This is a genomic window from Pseudoalteromonas sp. TAE56 (genome assembly GCF_000497955.1).
In the GTDB taxonomy this organism is placed as follows: Bacteria; Pseudomonadota; Gammaproteobacteria; order Enterobacterales; family Alteromonadaceae; genus Pseudoalteromonas.
On the sequence record NZ_AUTN01000066.1, the window covers coordinates 1 to 12,756 of the forward strand.

The following is a 12,756-nucleotide window of genomic DNA, read 5'->3' on the forward strand; positions in this document are numbered from 1 at the left end:
CAGCCGATAAGGCATTGGAATTTTTAAAATCTATTAATTATGACGAGTCACTTTTTGATGAGATTCATCATGCTATTGCGGCGCATAGCTTCAGCGCAAATATAAAAATTAAAACAGTTGAGGCGCAAATAGTACAAGATGCTGACAGAATGGATGCATTGGGCGCTATTGGGGTGAGTCGCTGCATGAAAGTAGGCGGATCAATTTCTCGGCTATTGTACAATCCAGAAGACCCTTTTTGTGTTGAACGTGAGGCTGATGATAAAAAATACACGCTTGATCACTTCTTCATAAAGCTATTACATATTGCCGACAGCATGAATACGCCATCAGCTAAAGCAGAAGCGAATAGGCGTACAACGTACATGCATGAATTTTTAGAGCAATTAAAGTCAGAAATAGGCGAGTGACGTGAATAATACAAGCATACCTAAGTTATCTGGGATTGATCATTGCCATTTAAATGTTGATAACTTGGTTGGTGCCGTTAAGTGGTATGAGCGTGTTTTAGGTTTTAGTGTAGTACCCGAGCTTGCCTTTTGGGATGAGGACGGACGCGGCCCTTTAACACTTGAAGATACTAGTTCAACAACTCGTTTAGCACTTTTTGAAGGTGAGGGGCGTAGTAAAGGGATTGCTTTTTTGGCCTCAGGGGATCAATTTATTCAATGGCTCAATCATCTTGAGGGTTTAAATGTAAAAGCAGTTTTAGCAGATCATGGTGTAACGTTTTCTATGTACTTTAAAGATGAGAGTGGTAATAGCCATGAAATTACGTCACATGACTATCGTTATATAAAGTCTTATTACCCAAATGTTGAGCTTGGTTCTCACAGCGCTAAAAAGAATTAGCTTTCTTGATTTGCATTTTTTATAGCAAGAATATCGTCTAAATTTTTTACAAATAGTTCGATTAGAGCGGGATCAAAATGAGCTCCTGCTTGCTCTTGCATATGCAAAACTGTTTTCTCTACACTCCATGCCTCTTTATAAGGGCGTTTTGAAGTCAGAGCATCAAAAACGTCAGCAACGGCAACAATTCTACCTTCAATTGATATTTCTTCGCCTTTGATCCCGTTAGGATAGCCTGAACCATCCCATTTTTCGTGGTGTTCAATAGCAAGTTTATGAGCGAGTTGTAATAATGGCGATGAAGAATTTGCTAATATTTGTGCACCAATTATGGCGTGTTTCTTCATATGTTCAAACTCTTCAGAAGTTAACTTTCCTGGCTTTAGTAAGATAGCATCAGGGATACCTATTTTCCCAACATCGTGCATTGGGGCGGCTTGACGTAAAAGCTCTGCACTTTGCTCATCCATACCTAGCGCTAATGCTAATACTTTGCTGTATTGGCTCATACGCACTATATGTTCGCCAGTGTCAGTATCTTTATATTCAGCAGCACGGCCTAGGCGTTGTACTAAATCTACATGTGCTTGTTTTAATTGCTCAGCTTGCACTAGCGATAAGTGAGTTTTAACTCTAGCTCTTACAATAGCAGGGCTTATTGGCTTAGTAATATAATCTACGGCACCAAGTTCAAAACCTTTAAATTCATCATTTTCGTCCCCCAAAGCTGTCACAAAAATAATGGGGATATGAGACGTTTTAGGATTGTTTTTTACCCGCTGGCAGACTTCAAACCCATTCATATCTGGCATCATTATGTCGAGCAAAATTAGCTTTGGTAGTTCTTTTTCAAGTAGTGCCAATGCGGCATCACCCGATTTAGCAAACGACATACGATATTGATTACCTAACACTTCGCGCATTACTTTTAGATTTGCAGGCTCATCGTCAACAATTAATACTCGTGGCCTATCTGTTGTAAAATCCATTAATTAATACTCATTGTTTGTTAGTTTTTCAAGTAAGGTTTCTAGTATTACGTGTGCTTTATCAAAATCAAATTCATCAAAGGCCTCGGCTATAGCATCAACTTCATTTTTATAGATTGAAGGTATGCCGCGTTGCAGTTTTGCTAGTAGCTCATCATTTAATTCTGCATTTTGTGCATCTTGATAAAGCGTCTTACACAGTGACTTAATTTCATCAATTGATAGCGTGTCAGAACTATTATCTTCAGGCTTACTACTTGGCTTATCGCAAGTATTAGATGATAGCAATTGTGAGATGACAAGTAGCTCGTTTTTTATATCGTCTAAAGTACTAATAACTTTAGCGTCACTTTGTTTTTGCTCTAAATCGGTTAATAACTTCATTAATGTTATTAGGCCTAAGTTACCAGCAACACCTTTAAGTGTGTGAATGGTGCTATCGACATCTTTTATGTTTGATAATTTATCACTGAATAATGTTTCGAACCGTTTATTACTGTCACTAATAAATTTAGTAATCTCTGTAAGTTGCTTACATTTAGAACCCCAAAGGGCTAACCCTTTTTCAAAATCTATATGCTGCGCTTTAGGATCGCTTTGCGATATAACCATTTCTTTTGCAATACCAAGACCAAGCACTTGTGCTATTTCTTGGTTTAGCTGATTTATATCGACGGGTTTATTTGCAAAGCCATTCATGCCTGCTTTTTTAGCCGTAAGCTTATCTTGTTGTAATACACTGGCTGTGAGCGCGATAATTGGCGTGTATTTAATTTGTCTTTGATTTTCTATTGCTCTTATTTTTTGTGTTGCCTCTATGCCATCACACAATGGCATATGTATATCCATTAAAATGACATCAAAGTCTTGTTCTTCAAATACTTTAATCGCTTCAAGTCCGTTAGATGCCTTGGTAACTGCATGCTGATCGCGTGACAGGAGTAAAGAAAGTAGTTCTGTATTTTGCTCTATATCGTCAACTACTAACACCCTAAGTGCAGGCAGTTGGGTGTGTAGACCATCAAAATGATCTATTTTAGTTTCGTCACCTAAAGTAAGCGGCAATGAAAAGTAAAAGCAGGTGCCTTTACCTAGTTCACTTACTAAGTTTATTGTTCCGCCCATAAGCTCTACAAGTTGTTTGCTTATGGTAGTACCAAGACCTGTACCACCAAAGCGGCGAGTAGTAGTACCATCGGCTTGTTCGAAAGGTTGAAACACTGCTTGAATACGATCTTTTGCAATACCAATACCGGTATCTTGCACTTCAAAAAACAGATGCTGATTTTGTGTTATAGCAACAGTTACGGTAACAGAGCCTTTTTCGGTAAACTTAATAGCATTACCAATTAAATTAGTAAGTACTTGCCTGAGTCGATCTGGGTCACCGTAATAAGTAGCACTTACTGATTCTTTAATATGAAGTTTAAGTTCTAAATCTTTCTTTTTAGCTTCTAACCAAAAAGTAGAAATAATACTGTCTATTACTGGCTTTAAACTAAAGTGTATTGGCTCAATAGTGAGCTTACCGCGCTCTAGTTTTGCGGAATCGAGAATTTCATTTAATAATCTAAGTAATGAACGCGCTGCATTATTTACGGTCACTAAATGTTTTTGTTGTTCTTGATCAAGTGGGGTATCCATTAATAGATCGCTGAAACCTATTATAGAATTCATTGGGGTGCGTATTTCATGGCTCATATTAGCCATAAAAGATTGCTTTGCATAAGCAGCTTCTTCAGCTTTAAATTTAGCTTGCTCTAGTTTTTCTTCATATTCTTTGCGTTCTGTAATATCAACTAAAACACCATCAATCCACTTTGCTTGGCCTTGGGTATCAAAGTCGATGCTGCCTTTATCTAAAAGCCATAAGATTTTACCGCTTCTGTGGCGAATTCTGTATTCGATTGAATACTGACGTTTTTCTTCTACGGCTTTTGTGACGGCATCTACAATAGGTTTCTGGTCTGATTTTAAAACTAGATCGTTAAATTCAATGCAATGTTCAGTAAATTCATTAGGGTTATAACCCGTTAACTCGTTGATGCTCGGGCTGATAAAAAGCATGGTCCAGTTATCATCAAATTTACACCTAAAAGCCACACCTGGCATGTTATCCATTAAAGAGCGGTATTTTTGTTCTTTTTCCTCTAGGCTTTTTTGTAAAGCTCGTTGCTCTGATAAGTCTGTTATGAAGCCTACGTATAGAGGATTTTGCCCTGGCTGATTAACTTCTCCAATCCCCAAACGAATCGGGAATAAGTGGCCATTTTTATGCTTTGCAAAAATTTCACGGTTAACACCGATTACTTTACCTAAATCAATATTTTTAGCTTTAGAAAGGTAGCTATCGTGATGCATCGCGATAGCATCATCCATTAGCTTTTTAATATTATGATTTTGTACTTCATTTTCGTGCCAGCCAAAAATTTTACTGGCTGATTCGTTAAAACTTAAAATAATGCCTGTATGATCAATCGTTACAATTCCATCAATGGCTGTGCCTAAAATTGCGTTTAAGCGAGACTCGTCTGCTGACTTTTCTTCGAGCAGCATACGGTATCGAACCATGCCATTAAGTACCGCTACTACGCTTGTAATGGCAATCGTTGCAGTTGCAACCGCGATGGCTACAAAAGTGAGCCCAGCAGAAGCATTTGCGTCGTCATATAAAAGAGGAGATGTTGCAACAAAGCGTGTAGATGCCATTCCCATGTAATGCATAGCAGCCACAGCAAGGCCTAATATTATAGCGCTGATGGCTCGGTTTTGTAGGTGTGATAGCTTTGGAAAGAACTTATCAAGATTAAAGCGACTATATAATGCTATAAACGAAAGAGCGACGGCAACTAAAATTGAAAGGCCAAAGGTCAGTGGGTCATAGCGCAACATTGGGGAAAGCTCCATTGCAGCCATACCGCTGTAATGCATTGTACCAATACCAGCCCCTAGCAAGATGGAGCAAATGCTGAGCACTCTAAAGTTTCCATCACTATTTACAAGTATTGATACCGCATACTGACATGCTAATAAAGCAGGAAGAAAAGAGAGTAGTGTGATTGTTGGATCGTAGCTTATATTAGTACATAGCGAAAAAGCTAACATACCTATAAAGTGCATACTCCAAATACCAGAAGAAAATACAGTTGCTGCGGTTATATTTGCTAAACGTTGATAACGAGGGAATTTAGTCTCTTTTGCTAAATCAATGAGCTTAGTAGTAAAAAAAGCAGCAAAAATGGCTATTAATACAGACATTGAGACTAGAAGAGGGTCGTATACCCCATTAAGTATTAGGCTTGGATCTTGGTCTGTAATGAAGAAAGCTGATAGCATAACGGCTCGAAATATAATCTTTATTTTACAAGTTTAATCTAATTTACTAATAAATGAACCGTTATTTCTAATCGCGCTATAAAGTGACGAATTTTAAGCAAATTTATTTATTGTTTTGTTATTGAAGTAAATAAAGTGATTTAACTTTCAATTCAAAGAAAACAGACGGCTCAATCTATAGCTTATTATAATAAAGCGGATTAGGAGTTAAGTGCGACTTTATGCTTAAGAGTTTAAAATTGATGGTAATATGGATTATATAAACGGATGCAATATTTAGAGTTTAGGTCGTGTTTGAATATCAATTGAAAAAGAGTACTAGACGCAAAACAGTCGCAATAAAAGTGCATAGTCAGAAGGTAACTGTGTATGCGCCACATTTTGTCGCAAAAAAACACATTGATACTTGGTTATTTGACAAACAAGAGTGGGTTGCAGAACAATTAAAAAAACAATCGTCAATTGATGACACTAAGCAGTACCCCTTTGAATCTAAAAAAATCAGGGTTTTTTCAGAAACTATTTGTTTGAAACTGGACTCAGGCCAAGATTCCAAAGTAACCCCGTATGATGACCACTTACTTATCACAATATCTCCTCGAGTTAAAAACACTTATCAAAATTATCGACAGCTATTAGAGACTTATTTAAAAGAGCAGCTTATTGCATACATAGAGATGCGTTTAGCGTATTTCTGTACTCAAATGGGTGAAGAGTTGCCAAATGATTTAAAAATAGGTGTTTATAAACGAAAGTGGGGGAGTTGTAATAGCAAGCGAGAACTCACTTTTAATTTGCATCTTATCGGTGCTCCTTATCATGCTATAGATTATGTGATTGTTCATGAACTTGCTCATCTAAAGTATTTGAACCATAGCAAAGCTTTTTGGCAACGAGTAGAGGCGTTTTTCCCCGATTACAAAGCATCCTCTAATTGGTTAAAACAAAATGGTATGAGTTTGCAGTGGGTATTTTGATACTGCTGAATATAGGAATATAGGAATATAGGAATATAGGAATATAGGAATATAGGAATATAGGAATATAGGAATAGTAGAGAAGTGGTGGAGGGAGCTGGATTCGAACCAGCGAAGGCTGAGCCGTCAGATTTACAGTCTGATCCCTTTGGCCGCTCGGGAACCCCTCCACACTAATTTTATTGCATTTGGCCCCACTTAACTTAGCGGTAAGAAAAGTGGTGGAGGGAGCTGGATTCGAACCAGCGAAGGCTGAGCCGTCAGATTTACAGTCTGATCCCTTTGGCCGCTCGGGAACCCCTCCAATGCAACGGCGCTGATAATAGCAAATTGCGTATTTAAGTAAAGAAAAAAGCTAAAGAAAATTGAAATAAAGCCGATAAATATCTATCAGTTACCACAATCGGCTAAAGACTATGCAAATAGATGATTTGTTAATCACAGAGAGTCAGTTAAACAGTAGACTCAATAATAGTGTGCATGAAAATCGCCGTGGCGAATTTGCACTATTATTAGCGATGCTGTCACATGACGCACTCGACTTTAGTCAATTTCATTTACCAAAAACTGAAATAGATAATTTAGTTATAGAAGAAGAGGCGTTAAGAAAGCAATTTGGCGCAGGTCCAAAGCAACTTTTAGCCCCTGATGAATACAATATGTTGGTTGGACAGTTTAATGCATCATTAATATCTCAAGAAGGGGAACGCTGCGGTATGACAAGTATTAAGCTAAGGCAATGCTTAAACCCTGAACCACTTGCGATTAGAAATGATGATAAGCATATTCCACTTAATATAATAGATAACTGTGAGCTTGCTGTCAGAAGAAGAATTAAAAGCGAACAAACGCAACTTGCTAATCCTCCTATAGATGCAGCTGCTTTTTACGACAGCCTTAATAATGATGCAATACATCAACCACTTCAGCTTATTGCGGTGTGATATATGATTGTAATAATCATCAGTTAATATATGCTTTATAACGGGTCTGCTTTATATATTTGCTAATAATTGATTTAATGAAAAAAAAGCATCCAAAAATTAAATGCAATTGCTATAATGGCGTCAAATGGTATGACATGAAATGCCATTATCATTAAACCAAGGTAATTAGGAACGTAATGAAGAAAACATTCACGCTAAATCACGAGAAAATCAAATACCCTCGTATGGTTGATGCTGCAAAGCACGAAGTGAAAAAATATTTGAAAAGAGAGCGTAATAAAACGCTACCTGAAGATGCTGACTATTGGGCATTTGACTGTAAGTTTGGTAACACAGCTGAAGATGCGCAAGTTGTGCACGTTGCTGAATTAAGTAACCAAATTGGCGAAATTGAAAAGCAAGGTTTGACCTCTTTCTATGTAGAGATTTTAGCTCGACCTGCTCAACGTCAACAGTTAGATTTAGATGATGACGAATAACACTTAATTTAATTAAGTGTTCGAAGTTTTAAAATGAGCCCAAGTGGCTCATTTTTTGTTTTTATGCATTAAAGATTCACCTTAAATCATTTTTATTAATAACTAATAAGTAGAATTTTACTTTATTAACATTTGCATAACAAAATGTAGTGATATAGGGTGTGTTTAATTAAAAAAACAAAACAGTTGTACCATGCCGATAAATTACTCTGACCACCAATTGAAATTAAGCTTAAAGAGCTCTAAGGTACTTGTCGTTGACGATCAGCTATTAAGCTTAATTGTATTAAAAAAAATATTATCAGAGCATTTTAGTGTAACAACAACGAGCTGTGGTGAGGATGCGATTGAAATTTGTAAACATAATCCGCCAGATATAATACTACTCGATATTAATATGGAAGGAATGAGTGGTATTGAAACATGTCTAAAATTAAAAAATATATCTGAAACACAAGATATCCCCGTTATTTTTGTAACCTCATCTGAAAATCAAGAAGAAGAGTGCTGGGAAGCAGGGGCTGTAGATTTTATAAAGAAACCAACTAACTCGGAAACTTTATATAGAAGAGTGCGCGCCCATATTACGATGAAACTGCAACATGACTTACTCAATCAAAAAGTATTTCTAGATGATTTAACAAAGGTATTCAATCGTCGTTATTTTGATGCGCATTTTTCTAAAATGGAACGAAGCGCCTTACGAGAAAAAGTCGACTATGCACTATTACTCATCGATATAGACTACTTTAAGCAATACAACGATCTTTATGGTCATGTGCAAGGCGATACGGTTTTAAACCTTGTTGCACAAACTATTACTAATAGTTTGCAAAGGCCAACCGATTTTGTTGCGCGTTACGGCGGCGAAGAGTTTGTAGTTGTTCTACCGCATACAAGCACTGAAGGTGCAATTTGTGTTGCTGATAAAATTAAACAAAATGTGGTCGATTTAGGAATATTACACAGATATTCAGAATATGACTTTGTGACTATTAGTATTGGCGGTGCAACCCTACAACCGTACGTAAATAACAAAAACACCTTGCAGATCGCAGATGAAAAAATGTATGAGTCCAAAATGCAAGGGCGTAACCAAGTGTGTTTTTAAGTTTAGCTAGCTAATAAATCACTTTGCCACTTAAAAACACCTTGTAGGTGATAAATATTAAATAAGATTATTTATTACACGCTATGACATTTTTTGTACTTTTTATTGCTACCACATGGGCAGTCATCATTTCTGCCCACTTTAATATCTTCAACAGGATATATAGTGCCATCTAAATAACACCATTGAGTATTTTCTTTAATAAACTGCGATTTTTCGTGAAGCTCACAAAATAAGTTTTGATAAAAATATTGGGCTTTAAATTCTACAGTGCCGGTATCTCCATCATGGCTTGACCCAATTACATCAAGATTTATAAATCGACAGCTGTTAGCAAAATCATTGATTTCTTTAACCGGATTTTCAGCTTGTTTTTCTTTTGCGTAGGTTTGATAAACATATTCTGCATTTTTAATAACATAAGCACTGAATCGTGAGCGCATAAGTTGTTCAGGAGTGTCAGCTTGCTTAACAGATAAGTGAAGCGGCTCACAGCAATCGGCATAATTGTGCCCACTGCTGCAAAAACATAATGTGGTATTGAGTGAAGTCATAATAATAATACAAAGTCTAAAACATTAGTTTAACAAGCTTATTGGGCGAGTGATATCTCTGTTGTTTGAGACTTTTTAGTAAAACAGTATAGTTTTGTATTCGTTTTACTTAAATCGAACGATAGATTCGTAAGTAGTTGGTTATTAACTATATCGGTCCAGGTAATTACCGCTGCAAAGTTTCCGTTATGTAATGCAGAATTTAATACATACTCTAAATTTACTAGGTGCTTTTGTCTAATAACAAGTAATTTACTTGTATCAATAGAGCATGAGTCAAGTAAAGCTTTGCTAGGTACATGATCTGGAGCAATTAGTAACGTCCATGCATTAGAGCTATTGTATTGGTGTAATACTTTTAAAAGCTCAAAGGTCGCTGAAATTTCATCTTCAATTTGAATCAAATTCACGCAATCGCTTTGCTCATCTTGTTGGTAACTTTTAACTGTTCTTACGGTAATAGGCTGTAACATAATTTCACTCACTGGGTTTTTATACAGTATTCATATACAGTAGTTTATACAGTGCTTTCGTGCAAGCCTTTTATGCTATTTATTTGTACAGTTATTCAGCTTTTGATCATTGTTTTTATTTTTTTAATTTATAATTCTTTATTAATCAGATTGTTATGGAATTATTTTTGAGAGGGTATTCTAAAAATAAATTTTTGAGCAGTGTCTTCATTTTGGGGTTTTATACTGTATAGGATTATCTTTGTAACCATATACAGTATTTTTTTACACTGCATACAGTACTTCTATCATAGTTAGCTTATGTGTTTTCACTCGTGCGAGGGATCATATGAGAAAACTGGAGTTGGTGGATTTGTTCGTACAAACTTGCCGCATAACATTGAGCATCTTTAAATCGCTTAGTTTCGATATGTTTGCGTATATCTGTAACCGCTGCAGTGGCAGGGGCGTACCCTTGGCTACTTGCTAAGCTTAACCAAGCTACAGCATGAAATACACTTTGTGGCACGCCTTCACCTTTCACAAAGAATAAACCTAAATAAAACTGTGCTCTATGGTTTCCCGCCATTGCAGCAAGTCGCATCCATTTTGCAGCCAATGGAGCTTGATTATTTTTTAAATAATATAGGGCTTTATTTAACGTACTTTGCTCATCTTTTTTATTATCAACGGGCACAGAGGTATTTTCGGGTTGAGTAACAAAACCTAAAATATTATCTAGCTGTTGCTCTAAGTCTTGCTCACAAGGTGTTGTTTTAAGCATATTGGTTCATTTATTATTTTAACTACTCTAACAGTTTAGTATATAGCAAGGTAAAATGTCCTGTAAAAGATAATTTTTATGTTAAAATCTCGCCACTTTTTACTATCACAAGTTTATTATGTTCGAAGCCTTATTTAAACTGAGCGAAAATAATTCAACAGTTAAACGCGAATGCGTTGCTGGCCTAACTACCTTTATAACTATGGTATACATTGTATTTGTAAACCCGGCTATGCTCGCAGAGGCTGGGATGGATCAAGGGGCTGCATTTGTAGCGACATGTATAGCAGCTGCGATAGGCTGTTTTATAATGGGTTTATGGGCTAACTATCCATTAGCATTAGCGCCTGGTATGGGACTAAATGCCTTTTTTACGTATGGTGTCGTATTAGGAATGGGTTATACCTGGCAAGCCGCGTTAGGGGCTGTATTTATGTCCGGTTGTATATTTTTGTTTTTAAGCTTATTTAAAGTCAGAGAGTGGATTATTAATGCCATACCTCTGGTGCTCAAGCGAGCAATCGCAACGGGTATAGGTGCTTTTTTAGCATTAATTGCCCTTAAAAATGCAGGCATTATTGTCTCAAGCCCGGCAACATTAGTACAGTTGGGCGACATTACTTCTCCAGGACCGTTATTGGCTATATTAAGCTTTTTTGTAATTGCAGCGCTTTTATACCGCGATTTTAAAAGTGGCGTGCTTATTAGTATTTTATTAGTGACTGGCATTGCTTTAAGTTTGGGGCTTGTTGAATATCACGGTGTTATGGCTATGCCACCATCAATAATGCCTACTTTTATGCAGCTAGATTTTGCAGCCGCTTTTGATATATCAATGATGAGTGTTATTTTTGCTTTCTTGTTTGTCGATCTTTTTGATACTTCGGGTACATTAGTTGCGGTAACTCAAAAAGCAGGTTTAGCTGATGAAAAAGGTAACATGCCTCGTTTAGGGCGCGCATTAAGTGCTGACAGCTCAGCAACAATTGCAGGTGCGATGCTAGGTACGTCTACGACCACATCGTATATAGAATCGGTTGCTGGTGTATCTGTTGGCGGACGTACTGGCTTAACAGCTGTAGTTGTAGGCATTTGCTTTTTACTAATGATGTTTTTTGCACCGCTTGCACAAATGGTACCGGCTTATGCTACGGCAGGCGCTATTTTATATGTAGCTGTTCTGATGCTGCAAAATTTAAAGTTTGTAAACTGGGATGATATGACCGATGCAATTCCTGTTACTGTGGTATTACTAATGACACCATTAACGTTTTCGATTGCGCACGGTATTGCACTTGGTTTTATATCTTATACGGCGGTTAAAGTTTTGTGCGGCAAGCAAGATCAAGTCAGTGTTAGTGTTTGGATATTAACAGCCTTGTTTGTTTTCAAGTTTGCATTTTTGTCTTAATAGCTAACAAAAAATACAAAAAAGCCTGCACAAATTTTAATTTGTGCAGGCTTTTTTAATGCTTTTATAAAAGCACTACCATTTCTTTTTAGGAGCAAACAGTATATCTAAGTCGTCTTGCTCTTCCTCTGTTTTCTTTTTAAGTGCGCTTGCATTAGAAGCTCGCAGTTCAACACTAATTGCCTCTAAGTAACCCTCAACTTCTAGCCGTTTTGTTGTTACATATTCATCAGAGTAGGTAACTGCGCTGAGTGTTGCCTGCGCTTTTTCAAAGTACTGTCTTGCAGAGCCAACCATACTCGCTGAGCGGGCAGATAAGCCACGTTTTATTTGGCTTTCAATATTAATACGCAGTTGTAGTTTTTCGAGACGTTTATCTTCTAAAACAAAAACTTGGCTATCAATACGACCTTTGCTGTGTTCAGAGCGTAAAATTGAGCGTAATTTTTTAATGCCTTGAATTAGGCCTACAAGTTGTTTGTCATTACTCGGTAGCGTTAAAGCTTCACTGCTATTATCTTGAACTGGATTAGATAAATGCGTTTTTGCTTCACTTAAGCGGCTTTTAAGTGCTTTAGATGTTTGCGAGTTAGTAACCATTGTATTTAAGGCTTCGTAAATACGGCGCTGTAACGTACGAATTAAATTTTCAGAAAGGGGGATGTTAGCACTATTCATTAGTGCCTCTTCTGTTTCTTCTATTATAGCTTTTTGTTTTGTAAGCTCTTTACGGCGTTCTGCCTCTTGTTTTTCTTTGTGTTGTTGTACAGCACTTACCCAAAGTGCAATCACAATCAATGCAACTATAAGCACTATTATAATAGAAACGATCATGGTGTAATTCTCGGATATATAACCTAATTA

13 protein-coding genes and 2 tRNA genes are annotated in these 12,756 nt (G+C 36.8%); 7 read left to right on the forward strand and 8 right to left on the reverse strand.

Translation table 11 applies throughout. The features are described from left to right. Together L656_RS01000000121920 and L656_RS0104420 are read left to right on the forward strand one after the other, a co-directional pair. A partial coding sequence (locus L656_RS01000000121920) for a hypothetical protein (RefSeq protein ID WP_024598311.1) occupies positions 1–410 on the forward strand: 410 nt, incomplete at its 5' end. Position 411: 1 nt separating this feature from the next. Next, positions 412–852 carry a VOC family protein gene (locus L656_RS0104420; protein ID WP_024598312.1) on the forward strand — a complete coding sequence of 147 codons (441 nt, stop codon included), beginning with the start codon at positions 412–414 and terminating at the stop codon, positions 850–852. Here L656_RS0104420 and L656_RS0104425 read toward each other — a convergent pair. Continuing rightward, entirely contained in the window at positions 849–1,841 is a 993-nt protein-coding gene (locus L656_RS0104425; protein ID WP_024598313.1) for a response regulator, read from the reverse strand. The genes L656_RS0104420 and L656_RS0104425 overlap by 4 nt on opposite strands. 3 nt (positions 1,842–1,844) lie before the next feature. After that, positions 1,845–5,177, reverse strand: a complete 3,333-nt coding sequence (locus L656_RS0104430) for an MHYT domain-containing protein (protein ID WP_024598314.1) — start codon at positions 5,175–5,177, stop codon at positions 1,845–1,847. 290 nt (positions 5,178–5,467) lie between these two features. Here L656_RS0104430 and L656_RS0104435 point away from each other — a divergent pair, with 290 nt between their 5' ends. Continuing rightward, entirely contained in the window at positions 5,468–6,154 is a 687-nt protein-coding gene (locus tag L656_RS0104435; RefSeq protein ID WP_024598315.1) for a M48 family metallopeptidase, read from the forward strand. Positions 6,155–6,239: 85 nt separating this feature from the next. Here L656_RS0104435 and L656_RS0104440 read toward each other — a convergent pair. Together L656_RS0104440 and L656_RS0104445 are read right to left on the reverse strand one after the other, a co-directional pair. Beyond that, positions 6,240–6,324, reverse strand: a tRNA-Tyr gene (locus L656_RS0104440). 49 nt (positions 6,325–6,373) lie between these two features. Further along, positions 6,374–6,458 (reverse strand) — tRNA-Tyr (locus L656_RS0104445). Between the two features lie 112 nt (positions 6,459–6,570). Between L656_RS0104445 and L656_RS0104450 the strand changes: the two genes are divergently transcribed. The 3 genes from L656_RS0104450 to L656_RS0104460 all read left to right on the forward strand — a co-directional run bounded on the left by L656_RS0104450 (position 6,571) and on the right by L656_RS0104460 (position 8,691). Beyond that, a complete protein-coding gene (locus L656_RS0104450) occupies positions 6,571–7,098 on the forward strand; it encodes a VC2046/SO_2500 family protein (RefSeq protein WP_024598316.1) in 528 nt (175 codons plus the stop codon). Between the two features lie 179 nt (positions 7,099–7,277). Then, positions 7,278–7,580, forward strand: a complete 303-nt coding sequence (locus tag L656_RS0104455) for a DUF6172 family protein (protein WP_002961433.1) — start codon at positions 7,278–7,280, stop codon at positions 7,578–7,580. Between the two features lie 193 nt (positions 7,581–7,773). Then, positions 7,774–8,691: a GGDEF domain-containing response regulator gene (locus L656_RS0104460; protein WP_024598317.1), complete on the forward strand. Its 918-nt coding sequence runs from the start codon at positions 7,774–7,776 to the stop codon at positions 8,689–8,691. A 74-nt stretch (positions 8,692–8,765) separates the two neighbouring features. Here L656_RS0104460 and L656_RS0104465 read toward each other — a convergent pair whose 3' ends face one another. The 3 genes from L656_RS0104465 to L656_RS0104475 form a co-directional block, all read right to left on the reverse strand. Continuing rightward, the gene (locus tag L656_RS0104465) at positions 8,766–9,245 is read right to left on the reverse strand and encodes a YchJ family protein (protein WP_024598318.1); all 480 of its coding nucleotides are present in this window, start codon (positions 9,243–9,245) and stop codon (positions 8,766–8,768) included. 38 nt (positions 9,246–9,283) lie between these two features. Then, positions 9,284–9,718 (reverse strand): SulA-like leucine-rich domain-containing protein, encoded by a 435-nt coding sequence (locus L656_RS0104470; protein WP_007583705.1) that lies wholly within the window; start codon positions 9,716–9,718, stop codon positions 9,284–9,286. Positions 9,719–10,016: 298 nt separating this feature from the next. Continuing rightward, entirely contained in the window at positions 10,017–10,481 is a 465-nt protein-coding gene (locus tag L656_RS0104475; protein ID WP_007583707.1) for a tetratricopeptide repeat protein, read from the reverse strand. Between the two features lie 118 nt (positions 10,482–10,599). On the opposite strand from L656_RS0104475, the gene L656_RS0104480 reads away from it, so the two are divergent. Beyond that, a complete protein-coding gene (locus L656_RS0104480; protein ID WP_024598319.1) occupies positions 10,600–11,892 on the forward strand; it encodes an NCS2 family permease in 1,293 nt (430 codons plus the stop codon). 75 nt (positions 11,893–11,967) lie between these two features. Here the strand turns inward: L656_RS0104480 and L656_RS0104490 are convergent, their stop codons facing one another. Continuing rightward, positions 11,968–12,726 (reverse strand): hypothetical protein, encoded by a 759-nt coding sequence (locus tag L656_RS0104490; RefSeq protein ID WP_007583833.1) that lies wholly within the window; start codon positions 12,724–12,726, stop codon positions 11,968–11,970. Positions 12,727–12,756: the final 30 nt, after the last annotated feature.

What these genes read in the sequence shown, in the direction of transcription:
- L656_RS0104450 (WP_024598316.1), top strand. Translation starts at nt 6,571, where the DNA reads ATGCAAATAGATGATTTGTTAATCACAGAGAGTCAGTTAAACAGTAGA.
- L656_RS0104470 (WP_007583705.1), bottom strand. Translation starts at nt 9,718, where the DNA reads ATGTTACAGCCTATTACCGTAAGAACAGTTAAAAGTTACCAACAAGAT.
- L656_RS0104475 (WP_007583707.1), bottom strand. Translation starts at nt 10,481, where the DNA reads ATGCTTAAAACAACACCTTGTGAGCAAGACTTAGAGCAACAGCTAGAT.
- L656_RS0104430 (WP_024598314.1), bottom strand. Translation starts at nt 5,177, where the DNA reads ATGCTATCAGCTTTCTTCATTACAGACCAAGATCCAAGCCTAATACTT.
- L656_RS0104455 (WP_002961433.1), top strand. Translation starts at nt 7,278, where the DNA reads ATGAAGAAAACATTCACGCTAAATCACGAGAAAATCAAATACCCTCGT.
- L656_RS0104480 (WP_024598319.1), top strand. Translation starts at nt 10,600, where the DNA reads ATGTTCGAAGCCTTATTTAAACTGAGCGAAAATAATTCAACAGTTAAA.
- L656_RS0104465 (WP_024598318.1), bottom strand. Translation starts at nt 9,245, where the DNA reads ATGACTTCACTCAATACCACATTATGTTTTTGCAGCAGTGGGCACAAT.
- L656_RS0104425 (WP_024598313.1), bottom strand. Translation starts at nt 1,841, where the DNA reads ATGGATTTTACAACAGATAGGCCACGAGTATTAATTGTTGACGATGAG.
- L656_RS0104460 (WP_024598317.1), top strand. Translation starts at nt 7,774, where the DNA reads ATGCCGATAAATTACTCTGACCACCAATTGAAATTAAGCTTAAAGAGC.
- L656_RS0104490 (WP_007583833.1), bottom strand. Translation starts at nt 12,726, where the DNA reads ATGATCGTTTCTATTATAATAGTGCTTATAGTTGCATTGATTGTGATT.